Origin of the sequence: Gardnerella greenwoodii 00703Dmash (genome assembly GCF_000263635.1) — a bacterium.
Classification (GTDB): Bacteria; Actinomycetota; Actinomycetes; order Actinomycetales; family Bifidobacteriaceae; genus Bifidobacterium; species Bifidobacterium greenwoodii.
Window position 1 is genome coordinate 89,708 of sequence record NZ_ADEV01000003.1, and the last position, 22,522, is coordinate 112,229.

At 48.0% G+C, this 22,522-nt stretch carries 17 protein-coding genes and 1 tRNA gene; 3 read left to right on the forward strand and 15 right to left on the reverse strand.

Features of this window, described 5'->3' with window-relative positions:
* Positions 1 to 268: 268 nt before the first annotated feature.
* On the forward strand, positions 269 to 2,413 hold the full coding sequence (locus NG78_RS05495; protein ID WP_004133744.1) for a DUF6020 family protein: 2,145 nt from the start codon (positions 269 to 271) through the stop codon (positions 2,411 to 2,413).
* Entirely contained in the window at positions 2,376 to 3,761 is a 1,386-nt protein-coding gene (locus NG78_RS05490) for a PucR family transcriptional regulator (RefSeq protein WP_004133746.1), read from the forward strand. The genes NG78_RS05495 and NG78_RS05490 overlap by 38 nt, the downstream gene beginning before the upstream one ends.
* A gap of 423 nt (positions 3,762 to 4,184) precedes the next feature.
* On the opposite strand, the gene NG78_RS05485 is transcribed toward NG78_RS05490, so the two are convergent.
* From NG78_RS05485 to NG78_RS05430, 12 genes are all read right to left on the reverse strand, one after another.
* Positions 4,185 to 5,348 carry a hypothetical protein gene (locus NG78_RS05485; protein WP_004133748.1) on the reverse strand — a complete coding sequence of 388 codons (1,164 nt, stop codon included), beginning with the start codon at positions 5,346 to 5,348 and terminating at the stop codon, positions 4,185 to 4,187.
* Between the two features lie 622 nt (positions 5,349 to 5,970).
* Positions 5,971 to 6,666, reverse strand: coding sequence for a 50S ribosomal protein L1 (gene rplA, locus NG78_RS05480; protein ID WP_004133752.1), 696 nt, complete (start codon positions 6,664 to 6,666; stop codon positions 5,971 to 5,973).
* A gap of 15 nt (positions 6,667 to 6,681) precedes the next feature.
* Positions 6,682 to 7,113: a 50S ribosomal protein L11 gene (gene rplK / locus NG78_RS05475; protein WP_004118588.1), complete on the reverse strand. Its 432-nt coding sequence runs from the start codon at positions 7,111 to 7,113 to the stop codon at positions 6,682 to 6,684.
* A gap of 288 nt (positions 7,114 to 7,401) precedes the next feature.
* Positions 7,402 to 8,259 (reverse strand): transcription termination/antitermination protein NusG, encoded by an 858-nt coding sequence (nusG, locus tag NG78_RS05470; protein ID WP_004133755.1) that lies wholly within the window; start codon positions 8,257 to 8,259, stop codon positions 7,402 to 7,404.
* Between the two features lie 26 nt (positions 8,260 to 8,285).
* Positions 8,286 to 8,513: a preprotein translocase subunit SecE gene (gene secE, locus NG78_RS05465; protein ID WP_004128616.1), complete on the reverse strand. Its 228-nt coding sequence runs from the start codon at positions 8,511 to 8,513 to the stop codon at positions 8,286 to 8,288.
* Between the two features lie 37 nt (positions 8,514 to 8,550).
* Positions 8,551 to 8,626, reverse strand: a tRNA-Trp gene (locus tag NG78_RS05460).
* Between the two features lie 117 nt (positions 8,627 to 8,743).
* A complete protein-coding gene (locus NG78_RS05455) occupies positions 8,744 to 9,982 on the reverse strand; it encodes a pyridoxal phosphate-dependent aminotransferase (protein WP_155114921.1) in 1,239 nt (412 codons plus the stop codon).
* Between the two features lie 177 nt (positions 9,983 to 10,159).
* The gene (gene proB, locus NG78_RS05450) at positions 10,160 to 11,305 is read right to left on the reverse strand and encodes a glutamate 5-kinase (protein ID WP_004133760.1); all 1,146 of its coding nucleotides are present in this window, start codon (positions 11,303 to 11,305) and stop codon (positions 10,160 to 10,162) included.
* Between the two features lie 21 nt (positions 11,306 to 11,326).
* Positions 11,327 to 13,009 carry a GTPase ObgE gene (gene obgE, locus NG78_RS05445; protein WP_004133762.1) on the reverse strand — a complete coding sequence of 561 codons (1,683 nt, stop codon included), beginning with the start codon at positions 13,007 to 13,009 and terminating at the stop codon, positions 11,327 to 11,329.
* Between the two features lie 101 nt (positions 13,010 to 13,110).
* Positions 13,111 to 13,362: a 50S ribosomal protein L27 gene (gene rpmA, locus NG78_RS05440; protein ID WP_004133764.1), complete on the reverse strand. Its 252-nt coding sequence runs from the start codon at positions 13,360 to 13,362 to the stop codon at positions 13,111 to 13,113.
* Between the two features lie 33 nt (positions 13,363 to 13,395).
* The gene (gene rplU / locus NG78_RS05435) at positions 13,396 to 13,704 is read right to left on the reverse strand and encodes a 50S ribosomal protein L21 (protein WP_004129104.1); all 309 of its coding nucleotides are present in this window, start codon (positions 13,702 to 13,704) and stop codon (positions 13,396 to 13,398) included.
* Positions 13,705 to 13,894: 190 nt separating this feature from the next.
* Positions 13,895 to 17,104 carry an Rne/Rng family ribonuclease gene (locus tag NG78_RS05430; RefSeq protein WP_004133766.1) on the reverse strand — a complete coding sequence of 1,070 codons (3,210 nt, stop codon included), beginning with the start codon at positions 17,102 to 17,104 and terminating at the stop codon, positions 13,895 to 13,897.
* A 448-nt stretch (positions 17,105 to 17,552) separates the two neighbouring features.
* Between NG78_RS05430 and NG78_RS05425 the strand changes: the two genes are divergently transcribed.
* Complete coding sequence (locus NG78_RS05425) at positions 17,553 to 18,494, forward strand: AEC family transporter (protein WP_004133770.1); 942 nt, start codon at positions 17,553 to 17,555, stop codon at positions 18,492 to 18,494.
* A 131-nt stretch (positions 18,495 to 18,625) separates the two neighbouring features.
* Here the strand turns inward: NG78_RS05425 and NG78_RS05420 are convergent, their stop codons facing one another.
* Genes NG78_RS05420 through NG78_RS05410 form a run of 3 tightly spaced genes read right to left on the reverse strand, consistent with a single transcriptional unit; the run spans position 18,626 to position 22,489 of the window.
* Positions 18,626 to 20,068, reverse strand: coding sequence for a Maf family nucleotide pyrophosphatase (locus NG78_RS05420; protein ID WP_004133771.1), 1,443 nt, complete (start codon positions 20,066 to 20,068; stop codon positions 18,626 to 18,628).
* Positions 20,069 to 20,101: 33 nt separating this feature from the next.
* On the reverse strand, positions 20,102 to 21,067 hold the full coding sequence (gene thrB / locus NG78_RS05415; RefSeq protein WP_004133772.1) for a homoserine kinase: 966 nt from the start codon (positions 21,065 to 21,067) through the stop codon (positions 20,102 to 20,104).
* A 24-nt stretch (positions 21,068 to 21,091) separates the two neighbouring features.
* Positions 21,092 to 22,489 carry a homoserine dehydrogenase gene (locus NG78_RS05410; RefSeq protein ID WP_004133773.1) on the reverse strand — a complete coding sequence of 466 codons (1,398 nt, stop codon included), beginning with the start codon at positions 22,487 to 22,489 and terminating at the stop codon, positions 21,092 to 21,094.
* Positions 22,490 to 22,522 lie beyond the last annotated feature (33 nt).

Consider the following 22,522-nt stretch of genomic DNA (forward strand, 5'->3'; position numbering starts at 1 on the left):
CAGATTTAATAAGCATATGTGCAGTTTTATTAAATTTTTTAAGCAGGTGTTGATTATGAATAGCGCACGTAACGCACGTAGCACAGATAACGCACGTAGCACGCGTAGCGAATCCTGCGAATCTGCCAAAACGACAACAAACGCCGGAAAATTACACGGCAAATGTGGTCAAAAACATTCAGAACAGAAACAAACGCTGGAAAATAATACGGCAAATGTGGTCAAAAACATTCAAAGCGACAACAATTGCCGGAAAATAATACGGCAAATGTTTCCGAATAACGCCGAAGCGACAACAAACGCCGGAAAACTACACGGAAAATGTTTCCGCATAGCATGCGCTGCACTTTCCACCATACTTTGCTTTATTCTTGCACTTTGCACAAGCCTCGGCCCAATCTTTCGCAACAAAGATATTAAGGTTCATTTAGGTTCTATTACTGATTTTTCTTGGATCAATGCGCTAATTTTTATTGCCGCGTTAGCAATATACGCGATTATTTTGTGGACGATTGTTTATTACGGCAAGCATGCGGCTTTTCCTAAGCAATACAGCCGTTTTGGGGCGTGGATTAAGTCGATTTTTAGAAAAAAGCACAAGAATAACGCAGAGAAAACAGATAAAACTGTCGAAAAAGCTGACGAAAAAACCGACGAAACCAAAAGCAAAAACACAGCCAATCACAAAATCAAAAAGCACCGCGCATCCGCAATCTGCCGCCTAATTCGCAACATTTCTAAGCGTTTTTATAACGCAGCGCTTTGGTTTATTAAGCATTCCACACGAAACCGCCGCAATCTTTTCCTCACTTTCTTCCTAGGTTGGCTTTGGGCTCCAGTCACTTTGCTTGCCGCGTACGGCGCCGATATCTGCTCGCAAATTCGCGAGTACAGTTGGGCTTGGAATCAGGTTACCGGCTTAAATCAGCCCTATATTGGCTTCTTTAGCTTCGTTCCAATGGACATTTACCCCACAGCTCACTACCTTTGGCCTTCGAAGCCAACGTATTTAACCGATCAGCACAACATTGTGCTAACCGTTATTTACGGTGCTACAACCGCAGTTTCACGATATTTTACCGATTCCAACGATGCCGGAATTATACTTTTAGCTTTTATACAGTTTGTATTTGCAGCTTGGTGCGTTGCAGCGAGCGCGAATCGCTTCTTAAATAGACCTTGGTTAAAAATTGTGCAAGCACAACAATCGCAACAATCGCAGCAATCCCAGCAATCGCAGCAAACCCCAACGTTCGCAAGATTTGCCGTCTTACTAATGTTCTTGCTAAGCCCGCTTGTTGTGTGCTCCACAATTGCGCTCACAAAATCGCCACTTTTTGCCTTCGCATTCCTGTGGTGGTTCGGCATAAATTATGAACTCAGCAGCGAATATTCAATCTCCAGCAAAACTACACAAAACTACACAAAACCCAATTGGCACACCGTTTTAGAGCTTCTTATTTCTGTATGCGTCATGCTTATTGCCGCAAAATATGCATGGTATATTCTACTTATACAATGCGTGCTTCTGCTTATATTCATGCGCAAACGTTGGCGTCTGTGGCTCTGCACTATTTTGCTTCCAACAATTATTATTCACGGCGCTCTGCTGCTTCTTATTTCTAGTGGCGCAATTATTAATGGCGATCCTATTGAAAGCCGCGGCGTGCAATTGCAGCAAATCGCGCGCATTGCAAAACTCGACCCACACAGCATTCCTAAAAGCGCAAAACGCATTATTGCACCTATTTTTAACCTAGATCAAACCGCCGAAGCGTACAAGCCTTACGATGCCGACCCTGTAAAATCTTCCGGTTTGCAGTCAAAGAAGGTAAGTTACCGCTGGCGCTACGTTAGTCGTGAAAATATTAGTAAATTAAATATTGCATGGTGGCAAATGGTAACGCATAGTCCGCTTGTGGCAACGGACGCTTTTCTTGCGAAATCTTACGGCTATTTCGATATTTTTGACCGCCCATACGTTGGTCCAGAATACTATATTGACACGGATAATATTCGCAATTCAGATTGGATTCGCTACTGGAATCCTCAGTTCCGCACAGATTTTGCAGATTTCATAAGCACTTGGAGCGATATTCCAGTTATTGGATGGCCTATTCACGGAAATACTTTTGTGATTGCAACGCTGCTGATTGGGGTTGCGGAAATTATTCTTCGCCGCTGGCGCACGGTTTTGTGGCATATGCCTTTGGCTTTGCTTATTGGAGTAATGATTTTGGCACCTGCGAATAATTTTGAGCGTCACATGCTGCCTATTGCTTTTGCTTTCTGCTTTGTGGTTCTTACTTTTTGGAGAGATACTTCTACTCGCACGCGCTATAATAGTAAAGAATGTTTAGAGTTAAAGGCACAAGATGGACGAGAAGCATACACAGCAGTTTGCGCAAAATAGCAGCGAGCGCGCTTCACTTGTACCTTCTGAAGATTTTGATTTTCTCTCGCTTTTAGCCGGCGTGCAATCTTACGAAACTAATCAGGCTGAAGCTAACCAAGCTGAAACTAGCCAAGCTGAAGCTAATAATGCTGAATTTAGCCAGGCTGAAACCAATCATACTGAAAATAATCAGTATGAAAATAATCGTCCCGAAAATGCTGCTGCGGAAGCCAAATCTAATGAAGAAAAGCACCGTCACCATTTGTGGCATAGGCTTTCTGCAAATCAAAAAGATAATAAAAACAAAGACGCTAAAAGCAAAGACGCAAAAAGCAAAGATAATAGCAAAGATACTCAATCTTCCGCAAACTCCGCCCCGCATTTTACTCCCCTACCGAGCGCTCCTAAACCCACTGATTTTGGCATTTTTGACACTCGCGACGGCCAGATTTTCGACTCAGCTATGCGCCTTCGCCTGCACACTTTAATTGCAACTTGCTTAATGAACGGCATTTGCGATTCTAGAATTAACGCTTTTATGCATTTACTTCAGTGGCCCGACTTTCCAAAAATAGTTATTATTGCCGGAACTTTTGGCAAGGAAATCACTCCGGACGACGGTCCAAATCGAAAACCAGCTCCCGTAGCTCCTGCCGACAACACGGATGCCTTACGTCGCAATATTTGGCCGCAACTCGGAAGCTGCAACGCCTACGACGCTATTGTTGAGCGCGTTCAAAGTAGCGCATTGCAACGCATTTCTAAAGCCTGGCAAGCAACTAAGTCTTTTGCTAAAACTACTAACAATTCCGCTGCTTTAAACACTAACGATTCCGCTACTTTTGCAACACCTTCGCATATTATTCTGCTTGCCGTGCGCCAAGAGCCTACCGAACAAGCTTTAGAGAAGATTTGCAGCGTGTTTGCTCCTTCTAAAAAGCCTATTTGCGTAAGTAGTTTAGTTGAAGGAGTTAGTGAGATTTCTTCCGAGCTTACCGCAACTCTTGCGTCGATTGCTGTTGCACCGGCCGTTAAACATTTGCCGCAGATTATTCACACGGATGACGTGCTTCCAGAGCGCGCGCTTATTGGCGATTCTACTGCGTTTAACACTTTGTATAACAAGGTGTATCAAAGCCTTGCGCCGTATAGTAATGATGATCCTACTCTTGAAACAATTGATATGTTCTTGCGTTTTGGCGGCGCGTTAGATCAGACTGCGCACGAGCTGAATGTGCATCCAAATACTGTGAGATACCGTTTGCGCAAGGTTGCGCAGACTACAGGTTGGGATGCGACTGATCCGCGCGCAGCTTACGTGCTGCAAACGGCAATTACTATTGGTAGAATTCGCGATTCGCACTAAAGCAATGCACGCATAAGCAATGGCGCGCGAAAATAAAAGCGCGCGGAAACAAAGTCACGCGAAAATAAAGCATGTAAAAAAAAATAAAGTCGCGCGGAAACAAATCATAAAGAAAAGGCTTGGAGATAGCACCCCTACAGTGCCAAGCCCAAGCCCTTTAAAAACCGGATCGTTTTCCCTAATAAACAGAACCGGCCTACACTCAACAGTTACGCTGACGAACCGCACATAATCACACTGTAAAGAAAGAGATTTGGCAAAACAGTAGAATCATGCAAAAGCCCGAAAGCAAACCCGCTGCAAAAACATAAAGCACTTGCAGCACGTTGAGTGAAAGATTTAACAAGTGAGCGCACCATACTCACATACAGTGCGCTCACAAACAAATCATTAAACGATCAGCACACTTAGTGTGCTAACAGCTTAGTGACGGATCTTGCGAAGAGCAACACCCATGCCAGCAAGCACGGAAGCAGCAACAGCAGCCAAAGCTACAACAGCACCGGTCTTAGCCAATGGAGCAGCCTTCTTAGCATCAGCCTTCTTGTCAGCCTTCTTGTCGGCCTTAGCACCCTTGAGAGCCTTCAAGACATCCTTGGCGCCAGTATCGCAGCTCAAATCGCGAGCGTGATCATTAGCGGAATCCAAGATAGCTTCAGCGCGAGTGCGGTTGTGATGAGCAACCTCAAGCAAGCCCTTAGCCTGAGCAATCTTACCCTTGATTACCTTAGCTGCATCCCAATCCTCAGCAGCCTTAGCATCCTTGTAATCCTCGTTAAGCTCTGCAAGGATATCCTTCACAGCAGCCTCAACGTGGCCGTAGTGCTTTACAGCCTTCTGGAGCTGACGACGAAGCTTACCCAAGTAAGCGCAGTTGTCGCCACCGAAGTTCTTAATGATGTTAGCCCAACCGGACTGCTTCAAACCGAACTCGAGCTTGTCGAGAAGAGCATCGTAAGCAGCAATGTTGGTGATACCCTTCTTGATAAGTTCAGCGGTCAAACCCTTGTAGTTGGTGTAAAGAGTGCTGGTACCGAATGGGGAAACCATGGTAGCGCCAGATGGTTCATCGCCACCCTTCAAAAGATTAATAAGATCAAGCTTCTTATCATCCTTTGGAGTGGTTGGGGTGGTTGGGGTGGTTGGGGTGGTGCTAGATGGCTTACCAGCATTAATCACATCATTATCAGAATCAACCTTATTCTGAGCATTAGTGACATCGTTCTGAGCCTTAGTGACAGCTTCCTTCTTAGCCTTGGTTACTCCCTGAGCAGCTTCGTAAGCAGTCTTAGCATCAGCCTTCTTAGCTTCCTCGGCGTTATCGTAAGCAACCTTCTTAGCCTGCTCATCAGCCTCAGCAGTCTTCAATTCCTTCTGAGCCTTCTCGAGAGCCTTCTTAGCATCATCGAGAGTCTTCTGATCCTGCTTGAGAGCCTCCTTAGCCTGCTCAACCTTAGCAGCATTAACATCCTGCACGAGCAATGGGCTAAAATCAGGATCTTGAGCCATTGCTGGAGCAGCAAAAGCCAAGCCAGAAACGAGGGTGGCGCCAGCAGCGAGTGCGGCGATAGCCTTCTTGTTAAACATAATATTTTCCTTTCTTCTTCTCCTTCGTGCTAGGTACACGAAGAAAAATTTGCTATGCAGCTCCAAGCGGAGCTACACACGCCTGTCAAACTAGGACTGACCGGCGCTTGCTATTTAACATACCCCCCCCCCGTTCGCAAAAGTCAAGAGCAAAAACAAGCGTCCAACAAAGAAAATATCATCAAAATTACAAAAATATTCCAGTAAAAGCTCGTAAAACCATAAAAAATACGCTAAACAGCACTGTTTAATCGTAAAAAATACTATTTCACGATTTTCAAAGATTTTTCTCAGAAAACTCTCAGGAAACTCGCGGCAGCTCCCCCACACCGCCCGCAAAGCCTTGAAAAACCGCCATTCCTAAACGACACGCCGACGCCACGCGCACCCCCGTACGCCCCGTGCGCCCCACGCGCCGCGAACTACATCGTCACCTATTCGTTACTAACGCAGTCTACATACTGCACCAACAACGCTAAATCACATTTATTCGTTACTAACGCAGAAACGCAGCGACGCAAGTAACAAAAAACGCTGAAAACGTAACTCAAAAAGAGCACATTTTCAGCGTTTAAGCCTTAGCGCTTAATTATATTGCGCGCAAAATTACGCAGGCAATAAATCAGGCAGCGATGCTTGCAATATCCACTGGAACACCAGGAGCCATTGTGGAAGTCACAGTTACCTTAGTAATGTAACGACCCTTAATGGTTGTTGGCTTCAAACGGCGGACTTCGTCTGCAACAGCCTTGAAGTTCTCTTCAAGAGCCTTGGCATCGAAGGAAAGCTTGCCGAAGAGGAAGGACAGGTTGCCCTGGCGATCCACGCGGAACTCAATCTTGCCGCCCTTAATGTCTGCAACAGCCTTGGCAACATCCATCGTCACGGTGCCAGTCTTTGGGTTTGGCATCAAGCTACGAGGACCGAGAACACGACCCAAGCGGCCAACCTTACCCATCATGTCTGGGGTTGCAACAACGGCATCGAAGTCAAGGAAGCCACCGGCAACCTTTTCAATAAGCTCGTCATCACCAACGATGTCGGCGCCAGCTTCCTGAGCCTCAGTAGCCTTTGGACCGCGAGCGAACACCAAAACCTTAGCGGTTTTACCGGTGCCGTTTGGCAAGTTCACAACGCCACGAACCAACTGATCAGCCTTACGTGGATCCACATTAAGGCGCATAACAGCTTCAACAGACTCGTCGAAAGCGTGCTTTGGCATGCTCTTCAACAAAGCGATAGCTTCAGCTGGGGTGTAAAGATTATTGCGGTCGATCTTTTCAGCCGCTTCACGATACTTCTTAGAACGCTTCACCATTTTCTCCACTCACTTTCAGTCGGTAACGGTAATACCCATCGAGCGAGCAGTGCCCGCGATAATCTTCATACCGGCCTCGACGTCACGTGCGGAGAGGTCAGGCATCTTGATTTCAGCGATTTCGCGCACCTGAGCCTTAGTCACAGAACCAACCTTGTGAGTCAATGGATTCTCGGTGCCCTTCTGAATGCCAGCAGCCTTAAGCAACAAAGCAGCGGCTGGTGGGGTCTTCAAAATGAAGGTGAAGGAACGATCTTCGTAAACAGTGATTTCAACTGGTACGATCTGACCCATCTTGTCCTTCGTCTGGTCGTTATAGGCCTTGCAGAAGTCCATGATGTTCACGCCGTGGGAACCCAATGCTGGACCCAGTGGTGGGGCTGGATTTGCTTTACCAGCCTGAATCTCGAGCTTAATAAGCGCGGAGACTTTCTTTTTCGGAGCCATAATATGGTTCTTCTTTCTTGTACAAGCGGTTCAAACGGTTGCTGCAAACGCTGATATAAAGCCGTTTTGCAGCTTCCTCCCGCATCTTGTATTGCTGTGCTGTGCTAGCGGATTACTCCTCCAGTCACAAGCCTTCCTATTATGCCACATCTTCGCGACACGCTGCATTACAACAGCTGCAACTATTTTTGCTCAATCAACAAAAACCGGAGTGCAAATTAACGCACCCCGGTTTGTGTTATAAAAACTTAAAGCTATAGGCTTAAGATTTCAGATTAAGCTTTCGGCTCAAACAATCGGCTCAACCTGGTTGAAACCAAGCTCCACAGGAGTTTCACGGCCGAAGATAGAAACCAAAACAGTAAGCTTCTGAGTTGTAGGCTCAACGTCCGAAACCACAGCAGCCATAGTAGAGAATGGACCGTCGGTAACAGTAACCTGATCGCCAACCTTGTAAGCAACTTCAACCTTGCGCTTACGTGCGGCAGCCGGCTTATCTCCAGCATTCTTCAAAGCTTCGGAAGCAATCATTGGAGCCATCATTGCCACAACTTCCTTGCGGCTCAATGGAGCTGGCTCTCTAGAAGGCCCAACGAAACCGGTAACGCCTTCGGTTTCGCGCACAATGCGACGAGCGTTTTCATCCGGCCACATGCGAATGAGCACATAACCTGGCACGCGCACGCGGGTAATAACTTTCTTACCCTTTTCCGTATGCTTTTCAACTTCTTCCATTGGAACTTCAATCTGGAAAATCTTATCTTCCAAACCAAAGTTCTGCACACGAGATTCAACGTTAGTCTTTACGCGCTTCTCATAGCCAGAGTAAGTGTGAAGCACATACCACTTGCCTTCCAAAGTGCGCAGCTTCTTAGAAAACTCAGCTACAGCAATTGCGCCGGCATCAGTTGGGTCGTCTTCAGTAGATTCAGAATCAGTTGATTCGGCATCAGTTGCGCCAGCTTCAGCTTCCGCGTTATCTGCGTCAAGAGACGCAACAGCAGCTTCAGCGGCAGCGGCATCGTCAGAAGAATCAGCAGCATCAGAAGCATCGTTAACTGGAGCTGCATCTACGGCTTCAACATCTTCTACAGCATTTGCAACTTCTACAGCTTCTGCTTCTTCGGGATTGAACTCATCAGTCATATTTTATACACCTTCAAAATTTCAACTCAGCCGAACAACCACATTACGAACTTGCCTAAGCCAAGATCCATGCAGGTTACGAAAGCCATTAAGAACACAACGAATATGAACACAGCTATAGACCAAGCGAACAACTCTTTGCCGTGAGGAGCAACAACCTTGCGCGTTTCGTCGATAGTTTGCTTGACGAACATGCCAATGCGCATGAACAAGTTCGGCTTTACTGCTTTCTTAGTGCTGCGTGCCTGTGCCATGCCTTATTCCTTCGTGTAGAATTTGTGAACTAAAAACTGGCAGGGACGGCGGGACTCGAACCCACAACCTACGGTTTTGGAGACCGTTGCGCTACCAATTGCGCCACATCCCTATGGTGAACTTGCTTATCATACCCCAAAAGGTGCGACATAGCAAAACCGCCAGATAGCTATGTTATCTCATGGGCATGATTTCGCGATTAATAGCATTTAGCGAGTGTCGTATAAAGCTAAGCCTCAACCCACTTTTTCATGCGACGCATACCTTCTGCAAGCTGATCGTCCGCGAGCGCGCAAGAAAATCGCAAATAACCTGGAGCCCCAAAAGCTTCACCAGGAACGGCAGCAACATGCGCTTCATCAAGCAACATTTCCGCGAATCGCGAAGAAGTATGCGGAACTTCACGTTTTTCTCCAAGAGGACGCTCAAGAAGCGCCTCAACGTTAGCAAAAGCGTAAAAAGCGCCGTGAGGAAGCGGGCAGGTAACGCCGTCAATATTATTCAACGCTTCCACAATTGCCTTGCGACGAGCGTCAAAAGATTCGCGCATTGTGGAAACCACGTCTAAAGATCCGCCAACTGCAGCAATTGCGGCTCGTTGCGAAATATTAGAAACGTTAGAAGTCATGTGACTTTGCAGCTTTACAGCAGCTTTTGCAACATCCGCAGGCGCAACCATCCAACCAACTCGCCATCCTGGCATTGCGTAAGTCTTTGCAACACCGTTTAAAATCAACAGCTGATTTCTAACTTCTGGAACCTCAACGCCAATGTAAGAAGTTGAAATTCCGTCGTAATGAAGATGCTCGTAGATTTCGTCGGAAAGCACCCAAATATGGTGTTTTACGGCCCACTGGCCGATTGCGCGAATAGTTTGCGCGCTCCAAATAGCGCCCGTAGGATTCGACGGCGAAGTTACAATAATTGCGCGAGTGCGTGGGGTGCGTGCGGCTTCAAGCGCATCAATATCTGGCTCAAAACCGCGTTCTGCGCCTGCCAAAACCGGCACAGGCACGCCGCCTGCAAGCTTTACGGCCTCAGGGTAGCTAGTCCAATATGGGGCTGGAATAATAACTTCATCGCCATCATTTAAAAGAATTTGGCAAGCTTCGTAAACGGCTTGCTTTCCGCCGTTTGTTACTACGACTTGATTTGGTGAGACTTCGTAGCCAGAATCGCGCTTAACTTTGCGGGCGATTGCCTCTCTAAGCTCCGGCAGACCGGCAGTAGCGGTGTATCGGTAGTTGCGAGGGTCTTTGCAGGCAGCAGCTGCGGCTTCAACAATGTAGGAAGGAGTAGGGAAATCTGGCTCGCCTGCGCCGAAACTTACTACGTCAACGCCGGAAGCTTTCATAGCTTTTGCTTTGCCGTCGACTGCAAGCGTTGCGCTTGGGGCGACTTTGTTAATGCGATTGCTTAATACGCGCCAATCTTCTTGTGCGGAAGTATCTACCATATTCTCTGCCATGGTTTCTAGTGTAACCGCAAGCCGCGAAACGACAAATCTGCCGCAAATCTCCGGAGTTTGTTGCCGTTTCGGAAGCATTTGACCACATTTGCCGGAAAATTCCCGGAGTTTGTTGCCGTTTCAGACGCATTTGACCACATTTGCCGGAAAATTCCCGGCAAATGTAGCTGCAGCTAATTACACAAGCACAAGATTGTCGCGATGCACCACCGGATGCGCATACTGCCTGCCAAGCGACTCCTCAAGCTCGTCGCTCGTGCGCCCCATAATCTCCGGAATCTCCTCAGCATCAAAAGCCACTAAACCTTTCGCCAAGTGATTTCCCTGCTCGTCGTCAATCCACACCGGATCCGTTGCCGAAAACTCGCCGCGCACACCCACAATACCGGCCGCAAGAAGGCTCGCACGTCCGCCGCGCACAGCTTTAGCAGCACCAGAATCAACCACTAAAGTTCCGTGCGGATTAGACGCAAACCCAATCCAAAGTCGCCTAGAAGAATCGCGCGTATGAACCGGAGCAAACGCAGTTCCAACGGCATCTCCAGCAAGAGCAGGACCTGCGTTTCTAGCACAAGTAAGCACGGTTGGAATACCCGAAACTGCCGCCACATGCGCGGCTTCCAGCTTCGTCACCATACCCCCAGTACCTACACCCGAAACGCTTGCACCAACTTTCACTTCTTCTAAAGCGCGCGTCACATCTGGCACAAAGCTCACTCGTTTTGCGCCAGGCTCGCTAGGCGGCGCAGTATAAAGCGAATCTACATCTGTAAGCAGCACAAGCGCTTCTGCACGCACAATATTCGCAACTAATGCTGCAAGTCTGTCGTTGTCACCGAATCGAATTTCGTTGCTAGAAAGCGCATCGTTTTCGTTTACGATTGGAATTACGCCAAGTTCAAGAAGCCGCAGCATTGTGCGCTGAGCGTTACGGTAGCGAGACGGCGAAATAGTAACGTCCGCTGTTAGCAGCATCTGCCCTACTCTGAAACCAAATTGCGAAAATGCTGCTTCATATTGTGCCATAAGCAAGCCTTGACCAACTGAAGCCGTGGCCTGCTGAGTTGGCACATCTTTTGGACGCTCCGCAAAACCAAGTAGCCCAAAGCCTGCGGCAATTGCGCCAGAAGACACAAGAACAATTCGAGCACCTTGCATTTGCGCGTGACTAATTGCAGAAACAAGAGCGCGCAACTTTTGCACATCCAGCTGCCCAGACGCGTCCGTAAGCGAGCTTGAGCCTACTTTTACAACGATTGTGCGCGCCTCGCGGATTGAACGCCGAACCCCGTCTTCGGTAAGTTCAATTTCCGGATTGCTCATATGATTTACCCCTTGATTTCGTTAGTTTTCCTGCTCTTCACCGCGCCCAAATAAGCTATTTTCGTCATGGCGATCGTCGTCCACAGAAGGATCCGCCCAGTGGCCCGACTTTCGCTCAGCCATCATCGCTTCTCGAACCGCAGATTTAGCGTCCATCATGCTGTGATAATCGCGTCGACGCTCTGCATTCGTGCGCCTTGCGCCGCGAGGATCGTTCGCTTCAAGTCGCAAATCTTTACCACGCGCACCCAAGTTAGCTCCGTCCAATCCTTCCGCACCGGCTGCAATGCTTGGATCCCAGTCGAAGCAAACCATGTGATTGCCAGTGCCAATGCGAATTTCATCTCCCGGACGCGCGCCCTTCTTGCGCAATTCATCCTCAACGCCAAGCTTTGCCAAACGATCCGCCAAGTAGCCTACGGCTTCGTCGTTGTCAAAATTCGTTTGCATAACCCAGCGCTCAGGCTTGGTGCCGGTTACAGTGAACCAAAAATCGCCGTTTCTGTCTTCTTCGCGCTTAATTTCAAAGTCCGAACTGTTTCCGCGACCATCATCGCGACGCCTGCGCAAAGTCGAAGCAGGCTGCTCAAGAGGCTGAATAACAACGCGCTCTTCTTCGCGAGCCGCTTCCTCGGCAGCGAGCTTCTCACGCATCTTTTCAACCAGTCTACCAAGCGCAAAACCAAGCTCTTTCAAGCCTTCGTGAGATGCTGTAGAAATCTCAAATACAGTCAATCCCATTTTCTCAAACTCGCCACGCACAAAATCAGCCAATTCCTTAGCTTCAGGAACGTCGACTTTGTTAAGAATAATAATTCGCGGACGCTCCGGAATTGGGATTGCACCCAACGGAAGCTCAAGTTTGTTAGCGTATTGCGAAAGCTCATGTTCAAGAGCGTGATAGTCGCTAATTGGGTCGCGATTTGGCTCAAGAGTTGCGCAATCAATTACGTGCGCAATAATTTCCGTGCGCTCAATATGGCGCAAAAACTCAAGACCCAAGCCCTTTCCTTCGGATGCTCCTGGAATCAAACCTGGCACATCTGCAATTGTGTAGCGATAATTTCCGAAACTTACTACGCCAAGATTTGGCACCAAAGTAGTAAACGGATAGTCAGCAATTTTTGGTTTTGCTGCGCTAATTGATGCGACTAGGCTTGATTTTCCTGCAGATGGGAAGCCGACTAAAGCTACGTCTGCAATGGATTTGAGTTCCAAAATTACGTCGCGCTCTTCGCCCGGCTCGCCCAAAAGAGCAAAACCTGGAGCACGTCGTACCTTATTTGCCAAAGCTGCGTTGCCAAGACCGCCGGCACCGCCTTGAGCTACAACGAATTTATCTCCAACATGACGCAAATCCGCCAAAACTTCACCCGGACGCTTAGAAGCTCCAGCTGCGCCTTTGGCTGTGAAAACAACAGTTCCAACAGGCACAGGAAGCACCAAATCAGCGCCTTTTGAACCGTCTTTAGTGTCGCCTAAGCCCATCGTGCCATTCTCTGCTGTGCGATGAGGCATAAAACGGTAGTCGAGTAAGCTATTTGCGTTACGATCAGCTACAAAAATAACTGAACCGCCGTCGCCACCATTGCCGCCGTTTGGACCTGCCAATGGCTTGTACTTTTCGCGACGGACTCCGGCGGAACCATTGCCGCCGTCGCCACCCTTCACGTGCACTGTTACGCGATCTACAAAATCACTCATACTGCTACCTTACTCGAAGCTAAACACTTAAATTCGCGGAAACAAATCAAGAACAAAAAAGCCGCACCGAATTGGGTGCGGCTCGAAGACTAATCTGTCACTCAGGCGGTAACAACGTCAACAACCTTGCGGTCGCGACGAATACCGAACTTCACATTGCCGTCCGTCAAAGCGTACAGCGTGTGATCCTTGCCCAAAGCAACATTCTGACCGGCGTGGAACTTAGTGCCGCGCTGACGAACAATAATGTTGCCAGCCACAACAGCTTCACCGCCGAACTTCTTCACACCAAGATATTGCGCTTGCGAGTCGCGACCGTTGCGCGAGCTAGACGCACCCTTCTTATGTGCCATCTCACTGTCCTTTCAGGTTTATAACACCGTCAATCAGGCGATGGCCGTGATCTTGACGAGAGTCAACTTCTGGCGATGACCCTTGCGACGAGCCACACCAGTCTTGTTCTTAAACTTCATAATGCTAATCTTTGGACCCTTGGCTTCGTCGTTCAAGACTTCTGCCTTCACTGTGATCTTAGCAAGATCCTTGGCGCTTAAGGTCACCTTAGCACCGTCAACAACGAGCGCGACCGGGAATTCCACGGTATCGCCCTTCTTCGCATCGAGACGGTTCACGAGAATGGCGTCGCCAACCTCGACCTTCTCTTGATGGCCACCGGCCTTCACAATCGCGTACATAATTCGTTCCTTAGCTCAATTGAAAGCTTACTTCTGTCTTGCGCACAGCAAAATGCGCGCGGCAAGACACCGACTATCAAAAATACACCCACCCATGTACTAACGTCAAGTGGTTAGTTTCATGGGGCAATGCAGACAATATTCAATATTGTACTCAAGGCATATACTTAATAGATTATCCTTAAGATTATTAATACTCCGTAGGCTCTCTATATTCCGTATATTCTTCAGTTTTTGCAGGTTCAGAAGATTCAGTAGATTCAGTAGATTCTACAGATTCAGTAGATTCCGCATTTTCCGCGAGATTAGCAGTTTCTTTAGTTTCAATTACTTCCGCATTTTCCGCACTTTCCGCAGATTCTACATTTTCCGTATTTCCATCATTTCCAGAATTTCCAGCAGATTCTGTAGATTCACTAATTGCGGACGCTGCAGCAATACGCGCAAGCTTAGCACGCACTTCAGCGCTAGAACCCTGCTGCTTTTGAGGTTCTGGAGCAACAGTAGAAGTTCCATGACCATACTTGTTCGTTTTCACAAACGGATCGCCACCCTTAAGCGCATAAGGGTCGGCATATTCTGAAGAAACCGTCGGCTCATCGTGCAGAATAAATCCACGACCCTTGCACGTTGGGCATTCCTCCGAGAAGGCTTCAACCAAACCCTGTCCAACACGCTTACGCGTCATTTGCACAAGACCAAGCGAAGTAACTTCAGCAACCTGATGCTTAGTTCTATCGCGCGCCAAGCACTCAAGCAGTCTTCGCAACACCAAATCACGGTTGGCTGGCATAACCATGTCTACATAATCAATCATTACCATGCCGCCAATATCGCGCAAACGCAACTGTCGCGCAATTTCTTCGGAAGCTTCCAAATTACAGCGAGTAACCGTTTCTTCCAAAGACTTACCGCGTCCAATAAAACGACCAGTATTAACGTCAATAGTAGTCATAGCTTCAGTTCGATCAATAACAATCGAGCCACCCGACTGCAAGTAAACCTGACGCTCCATGCCCTTTCGAAGCTGGCTATCAATCTGCCACTTGTCGAAAATATCTTTGCCTTCATGCTCAGCAGGATCCCAATACTCAACCTTGCTCAACAAATCAGGTGCCATCATTTCAAGATATTCATTAATGCGCTGGTGCACGCCCTCGCCTTCAACAATAAGCTTCTGGAAGTCATCGTTGAAAATATCTCGAACAACACGAATAGCCACATCCGGCTCGCCTTGAAGCAGCTTAGGACGCTTGCCGTGCAAATACTCCTCGCGCTTCGCTTCAATACGATCCCACTGCTTAACAAGCGATTCAAGATCCTTTTGAATTGCCTCTTCGCTTGCACCCTCAGCAGCAGTACGAATAATAATGCCCATATCTTTTGGAGCAATCTTAGAAACAATAGCGCGCAAACGCGAGCGCTCACGATCTGAAAGCTTGCGACTTACGCCCGTCATTCCGCCAGAAGGAACAAGCACAAGGAAACGACCAGCAAGAGTTACTTGCGAAGTTAGTCGCGCACCCTTGTGACCAATCGGATCCTTAGTAACCTGCACAAGCACAGGATCTCCGGACTTAAAAGCAAGCTCAATTCTGCGAGGCTGGCCTTCCAAACGCGTCATATCCCAGTTGACTTCGCCAGCATAAAGCACGCCATTTCGAGCCTGACCAATATCCACAAATGCAGCTTCCATACTTGGAAGAACGTTTTGAATACGACCAAGATAAATATTGCCAACAGTTGCAACTTCTTGAATATCGGAAACGTAGTGTTCAACAAGAATATTGTCTTCGATAACAGAAATTTGCGTGTGACGATCGCGCTCGCGAACCACCATCAAACGATCAACATTTTCGCGACGAGCAAGGAAATCCTGCTCCATAATTAAGTTTTGACGCGCGCGCTCACGGCGATTGTCACGACGGCGCTGACGCTTTGCTTCAAGTCTAGTAGAGCCCTCAATATCTGTGATTTCGTCAATATACTGCTGCTTGCGAGAGCGCCTAGAAGATAAATCGTCACTACTTAAGCGAGAAGAAGCAAATGAATCATCCGAGGAAGACAACGACGACTGCGAAGACTGCGATTGCGACGAAGCTGCGGAATCATCCGAAGACTTAGAGCGGCGACGACGGCGACGACGCGTGTACAGCGTTTCTTCTTCGTCTTGAGCGCGAAGTTCTTCTGGATCTGGGATTAAATCGCGATCTTCCTGAGGTACTTCGTCAAGATTTTCGCGCGAAGAACGACGACGGCGACGACGACGCGTTATCATTCCCTCATCGTCATCTTCATCAAAAATGCTGCTTGACGAGTCGCGAATACGACGGCGACGACGCAAGCCAGCATCCTGATCATCATCTTGACCATCATCATTACTGTCTTGATTATCATCTCGAATGTCGTTGCGATCGCTGCGGTCGTCGCTATTGCTGCGATTCCTTCGATTGCGAAGATTTCCTCGATTGCTGCGATCGCTTCTGTTGCCGCGATCGTCGCTATCGTCTCCATCTAAAATATCGCTAACATCAAGAGTTTCATCGATTTTAGTATCAATAGGCGCATAAACAATATCGTCATACGCAAGATCCTCTTCAATTTGCTCGACTTCGGCAGCAGCTCGGCGCTCAACCGCGTTAAGACGACGCGAGCGGCGAGAACGTTGGCTTTTTTGAGAAGATTCATTGCGATTGCGATTATTGCGACGGCTTTGACGCTCATTCGCACTGTTTTCAGATTCGTCTTCAAAATCCGATTGAGAATCAGAACGCGCGTCCGCGCGAGAATTTGCGCGCGAATCAGAGCGAGAATCAGAGCGAGAATCCGCGCGGGAAGACGAATGTGAATCCGCGCGAGAATCATCGCTGGAATCTGCGCGCAAACGTTCGCTTTCATTCCCACTATTAACATGAGCAGGCAAAACAGGCTCTTGGAATAGCAAAGAAGTGATAGGGCGCGATGGCGTGTGACTTTCAGCGTTACTTTCAACGTTACTTTCAGCGTTATTGTAGACTCGGCCGCCAAGATTGCTTTCGGAGCGGCCTTCAACGTTATTAGAGCGAGCAGCAGCGCGATTATTATCGCGACTATTAGTGCGTGTGCTGACATTTGTGCGATTATTATCACCGCTATCAACACCACTATCGAAAATCTTCGTGCTCGACTCTTCTACCTTCAATTCCATTGCTTCTCCGGCGGCACCAGCACCACGCGTCACACGACGACCGCGGCGACGACGCACAACTCCAGCAGAAGCAGCGGAACCAGCAGCTATACCTGCAGCAGAAGCGCCAACAAACGACGCATCTTTAGCATCTTTAGCATCTTTAGCTGCAACCGGATTTTTAGACACAGTTATACTATTTTCAGCTTCAGATTCATTGAAGCGTTCTCTCATTATTCTGGGCACTATGCTCCTCACGAAACGCTGCAATCGCCTCGCATCCCTGGCTTTAAGATGAACACGCACACACGCGAGCCACCCCAAGGCTCTCTACAAAGTCTAATTGCGCGACGGCGGACGCCAGCCTCGGAAAAACACTCACGAGGGGATCGACGCCATCAATCGCTCGGCGGCTTGCAGTGCCACCGTTCTCTAGTATGCCATATTGCCGAGTCAAATATCTAATTTACTGAATATTAAAATTTACAACGTTGCTTTTAAGCCAAAAGCAGAAAAACTACACACGCGCTACTATCTGCACTAATGCAAATCGTTTGCGCACTCGCAAAAGTTGCATATCGCTCCTATAGTTGCAGCAGAGGTTTGTACGAATATATTTGCGCACTACTTAATATTTGGAATAATATTTGGAATAATTTGCGATACCCTTGGGAGGCACGAAATGGGCTTAATCAGCGCTATGCAAGGCTTTTGCGTAATCGGCATTGTGATTCTTGCCGGCTATATTACCGCTCGCCTTCACATTGGCGGCTCTCAAGCTCAAATGGTGCTAAATCGAGTAAGTTTCTTCGTTTCAAGCCCTTGCTTAATGTTCGCAATTCTTTCTAAAGAGCCTATTTTTGAGATTTTTCATTCTTCGATTTTTGTTGCGTTCTTTTCTGCAATGATTGTTGGACTTGCGTTCATATTGCTTAACCGCATATTTTTCCACCTTCCTGCAGCCGACTGCACAATTGGCGCGCTTAATTCGCTTTACTTAAATTCCAATAATATCGGCTTGCCAGTTGCCACTTATATTCTTGGAAATCCTGCACTCGTAGCGCCAATTTTGGTTATGCAACAGGCCGTTTTTACTCCTGTTGGCTTGACGGTTCTTGACATCACGACTACCGGCAAATTCTCGCTTAAGCGTATTGCTCAGCAGCCTTTGAAGCAGCCGCTTTTAATTGGATCTCTTGGCGGAATTGTGATTTCTGCGATTTCCGCAAAAGTTGGCTATTCCCCTGTTCCGAATTTTTTGTACGATCCTATTAAAATGATTGGCAATTCCGCAGTCCCTATGATTTTGATGGCTTTCGGTATGTCGCTTTACGGAAGTAGACCTTTGCAGAAGGATTCAAATCGCGCTGCGATTGCAACAGTTGCGGTGCTGAAAAATTTGATTATGCCAATTATTGCGTTTTTGCTGGCTTACTTTGTGATGGGTTTTCGCGGGGCGACTTTGTACGCGTGCGTTGTGCTTGCGGCGCTTCCAACAGGCCAAAACGTCTACAATTATGCGGCTAGATACGGCGTTGGCTTAAGTTTCGCTCGCGACGGCATACTGTTTTCTACAGTCACCAGCCCGATTTGCATAGCTGTAATCGCCGCCATTTTGGGGTAACTAATTCTCGCACATTCGTAGCATTTGCAACAAGAAATTTGCCTTTCGCAAGTTGGAAGTCTACTTCCAGATTCCGCAAAACTAACTCATACCTGGAAGTCTACTTCCAAATTGAAGCTACCTTTGCGCACCTACCTTTGCGCAGCAAGCGCATCAAGCCGCGCGCGGAAAGACGGCCAATCAGTGCGCATTGCCGTAAGCAGCTTTAGCTTCGGCACGTCGTCAATCGGCACCCACTTAATTTCCATACTCTCGTCGTCGTGCGCGCAAGGATCCACACTATGCCCTAGCTTTTCAAACGCAAAAACCGTTGTATAGCACCAGTTTCCGTGATCTTCACGGTAAGCTCCAACAACCTCAATATCTTCCGAAGTAATATTCGCTTCTTCAAACGACTCGCGCAACGCTCCCTCAATTGCACTTTCGCCGTCGGAAATTGCTCCGCCCGGAATGCCCCAAGTACCGCCTTCCGCACTCCAAAGCGCGCGATGCTGCATAACAACGTGCGTCACGCGCCCGGTCGCCTCATCTCGCCTAGCAAGCAGCACTCCAGCAGCACCGTTATGACCCCAGTGCCTTCGCCCACAATTGCACTGCACCCAGCCATCCCCCGGCTGATGCACATTTTCTTTAGGAACTTCTGTGGAAGTCGGATCGTTCTTCGCACCAACTTCTTCCAAGGTATTCTTATTCCACAAATCTGGCCACGCGTATCCAAGCTCGGCAACCATATTGCGAAGAAGAGGCAAGCTGATTCCAAGAACTCCGTGCGGATCTCCCTGAATTCCCTCAATAAAAGCTCCGCCGAATCCTTCTAGCGTAAAGGATCCCGCAACTTCCAGCGGCTCGCCAGTTTCTACGTACGCGCGAATTTCAGCGTCGCTCATTTGCGAAAAAGTTACGCTTGCGTGGCTTGTTTTGCACACAAATTTGCCAGTTTTTGCGTCGATTAAGCAGTGACCAGTCCACAATTGTCCTGTTTTGCCACTCATATTCTTTATTCGCTCAAAAGCAATTTCGGGCGTGTGTGGCTTTCCGTAGCATTCTCCATCGAGCAGGAACATGGAATCGCAGCCAACAATCAGTACACCGCTACAATCATTAGAAGATTTATTTGTATATGCAAAATCGTGAATATCGAAAGTTTTTGTAGGAACAGTTACGCCTGAAAAGTCGCGAGTTTGCGCGGTATCTACGTTATGCGTTACGTCTGCTTGAGAGTCGCTTGCTAAAGCGTTGCTAGAAGATTCACCAATTTCAGAAGATTCAGATCCCGCAGTTTCAGCTTCAGCTTCCAGCGGATACCCCACAACCAAATCGCCACTAGCCGAAGCAGCAGAATCTGCCACACGCTTCCATGACTCATATACAGCCTTAGCCTTCGCGCACGCCAAAATCGAAACGCGTTGCTCAGCGCTCAACTCTTCAACGTTTGTTCCGCGCTCACTAGCCGCATAGCGCAAAGCCGCCGGCTCATCCACTTCACTCTCGTGAATCACAGGGATCACGCCGGCCGCCGCCAAAACCGCTCTACGCGCAGGCGACTTTGAAGCCAAAATCAACGTAACTGCCATACTTTACTCTTCCTTTTTATACCTTCGCACAGCCTATTCGCGAGTTATTTCTACGCCCGTAGAGTTAACCGGTACGTGCAAAACGCGCCAGCCATCGCGCGAAAGCCACGGCTCCGCAATTTTGTCGATTTGCTCGTTTGCGAGCGCACTGTTTCCTGCATAAAATACAGCAACACAAGAACCTGCTCCCGAAATCGCGGCCGCAAAACCGGCATCTCGAAGCGATTTCACCAAATCCCATGAATCCTGCATAAGATTCGCGCGATACGGTTGATGAAGAGTGTCTTGAGTTGCCTCAAACAGCAGTTCATTTCTAGAAAGATTTGATTTTACAGCATCGCAAGATTCGCTATTTAGTTCACCAAACGCAACCGGAAGCATTGCAGCTCGAGACACGTTAAATATTGCGTCACCATACGGCACTTTTTCTGGAAGAGCTTGACGCGCTTTTTCTGTAGACAGCTTAAAATCAGGCACAAAAATAGAAACGGAAATGTCTTTTGAAACCTTATATTGCACCGTGTGAAACTCTTGCGAATCCTTCCAACTCATTGTCAATCCGCCAAAAACTGCGGGAGCAACGTTATCTGGATGGCCTTCAATTGCGGCCGAAATCTCAAAAATTGCCTCACGATCAATATTGCCTTCGTGCGCAAAACTCCATGCCGCTGCTACTCCTGCCACGATTGCGCTGGCGGAAGATCCCATTCCGCGCGCTTGTGGGATTTGATTATGCGCTTCAAGAGTAAATTTCAAGTTTGGCAATCCAAAAATTTCGCAAGCTTTACGAAATGCTTTTACAACCAAATTATTTTCGTCGCGCGGAAGAGTATTTTCGCCTTCTCCGTGAATTATTACGCGAACATCTTGCGACTCATCTAGTGTAAACACCAACGAATCAGCGTAGTCAAGCGCAATTCCTGCAGTATCAAACCCGGATCCAAGATTTGCGCTGGTTGCTGGAACTCTAACTGACACGCTGTTGCATACTGGTTTCATTTCGCACCTTTTTCGTTAGAGCGTTTACTTAATAATTCGCAAAGCAAGCGGCTTGCCCAACACAAAATCTAAATCTTGCAAATCCTTACAAATAGATTGCACAGTAGCTTTAGAACATTCGCGCACAAGAACGCGCATACTTCCAGGCCCGCCAAGACCGCACTGTGGGCAATCCGACTCCCCTTCAGCCTGCGCGTATTGCGCTTCACAAGCCGAAGCCAAACGCTCAGCCTTAACGCCATAATCTGCAAAAACATCCATAACTTCGCTGCGCAAAGCCAAAGAAGTGTCTTCCATGTTGCAACGAATCACAAAATCAGCACAAGTCTGCTCGCTAGAAGCCGGCACATACTTGTTATACATTGGCACACCAAAGCCGGAGCATCCGCGCACAATATTTCTAGCTGCGCTAACAACATCTCCCACAACAGCGCTGGCAGTTGGAGCGCCGCCGGCACCGCGTCCGTAGAACATTAAGTCGTCTGCAGCTTGAGCCTTAACAAATACAGCGTTAAAACTACCGTGAACCGATGCCAAAGGATGTTCCGCACCAACAAGCGCCGGATACACGCTAACACTCACTCCGTCATCTGCACTTGACTCGCCGTCACAGCCGTCTCCGCCATCACCGCCATCACCGTGCCTCTCAACTGCCGCAAGCAGCTTAATCACACGATTTTCTGCGCTCGCCACCGCAATATCTTCAGCCGTAATCGCGCTAATTCCTTCAACAGAAACGTCGTCAATGCTTACTGGCATTTGGAATGCAAGAGTTGCAAGAATAGCAGCCTTATTCGCAGCGTCGAATCCTTCAACATCTCCGGTTGGATCCGCTTCCGCGTAGCCTTTTTCTTGAGCTGCGCGCAAAGCAGAGTCAAAATCGAGTCCGCGCACTGTCATTTCGTCAAGAATATAGTTTGTAGTGCCGTTTACTATGCCAAAAATTTGCGTAATTTCGTCCCCAATAAGAGACTCTCGAAGCGGACGAAGAATAGGGATCGCGCCTGCAACAGACGCTTCAAAGTACAAGTCAACTCCGTGACTTTCAGCACATTCGTATAATTCCGGACCAAACTTTGCAAGCAGCGCTTTATTAGCTGTTACAACGGATTTTCCGTGGCTCAGCGCTCTTTTTACAAAGGTATGCGCCGGCTCAAGTCCGCCAATAAGCTCGACTATAATATCAATGTCTTCGCGAGTACATAAAGAGGCGGTGTCTGTAGTTAGCAAATCGCGCTTAATCCAAGGCACATTAACTTCCGCTGGGCGTAAGCATGCAACTGCTGCAAGCTCAATTTCAGCCCCAGTTCGCTTCTTAAGCTCATTGAACTGTTCAACTATTAGTCGCGCTGTTTGAGACCCAACAGTTCCAGCCCCGAGTAGTCCTACGCGAATAGTTTTAGTAGACTGATTGCTTTGCATGACTTTCGCCTCCTTCGTTGATTTATTTTATAT

Excerpts from the sequence above, each read along its gene's own strand:
- NG78_RS05455 (WP_155114921.1), bottom strand. The coding sequence starts at position 9,982 with ATGGCAGAGAATATGGTAGATACTTCCGCACAAGAAGATTGGCGCGTA.
- NG78_RS05485 (WP_004133748.1), bottom strand. The coding sequence starts at position 5,348 with ATGTTTAACAAGAAGGCTATCGCCGCACTCGCTGCTGGCGCCACCCTC.
- rplK (WP_004118588.1), bottom strand. The coding sequence starts at position 7,113 with ATGGCTCCGAAAAAGAAAGTCTCCGCGCTTATTAAGCTCGAGATTCAG.
- NG78_RS05420 (WP_004133771.1), bottom strand. The coding sequence starts at position 20,068 with ATGGCAGTTACGTTGATTTTGGCTTCAAAGTCGCCTGCGCGTAGAGCG.
- secE (WP_004128616.1), bottom strand. The coding sequence starts at position 8,513 with ATGGCACAGGCACGCAGCACTAAGAAAGCAGTAAAGCCGAACTTGTTC.
- rplU (WP_004129104.1), bottom strand. The coding sequence starts at position 13,704 with ATGTACGCGATTGTGAAGGCCGGTGGCCATCAAGAGAAGGTCGAGGTT.
- thrB (WP_004133772.1), bottom strand. The coding sequence starts at position 21,067 with ATGAAACCAGTATGCAACAGCGTGTCAGTTAGAGTTCCAGCAACCAGC.
- NG78_RS05410 (WP_004133773.1), bottom strand. The coding sequence starts at position 22,489 with ATGCAAAGCAATCAGTCTACTAAAACTATTCGCGTAGGACTACTCGGG.
- rpmA (WP_004133764.1), bottom strand. The coding sequence starts at position 13,362 with ATGGCACATAAGAAGGGTGCGTCTAGCTCGCGCAACGGTCGCGACTCG.
- proB (WP_004133760.1), bottom strand. The coding sequence starts at position 11,305 with ATGAGCAATCCGGAAATTGAACTTACCGAAGACGGGGTTCGGCGTTCA.
- NG78_RS05495 (WP_004133744.1), top strand. The coding sequence starts at position 269 with ATGTTTCCGAATAACGCCGAAGCGACAACAAACGCCGGAAAACTACAC.
- obgE (WP_004133762.1), bottom strand. The coding sequence starts at position 13,009 with ATGAGTGATTTTGTAGATCGCGTAACAGTGCACGTGAAGGGTGGCGAC.
- nusG (WP_004133755.1), bottom strand. The coding sequence starts at position 8,259 with ATGACTGATGAGTTCAATCCCGAAGAAGCAGAAGCTGTAGAAGTTGCA.
- rplA (WP_004133752.1), bottom strand. The coding sequence starts at position 6,666 with ATGGTGAAGCGTTCTAAGAAGTATCGTGAAGCGGCTGAAAAGATCGAC.
- NG78_RS05430 (WP_004133766.1), bottom strand. The coding sequence starts at position 17,104 with ATGAGAGAACGCTTCAATGAATCTGAAGCTGAAAATAGTATAACTGTG.
- NG78_RS05425 (WP_004133770.1), top strand. The coding sequence starts at position 17,553 with ATGGGCTTAATCAGCGCTATGCAAGGCTTTTGCGTAATCGGCATTGTG.
- NG78_RS05490 (WP_004133746.1), top strand. The coding sequence starts at position 2,376 with ATGGACGAGAAGCATACACAGCAGTTTGCGCAAAATAGCAGCGAGCGC.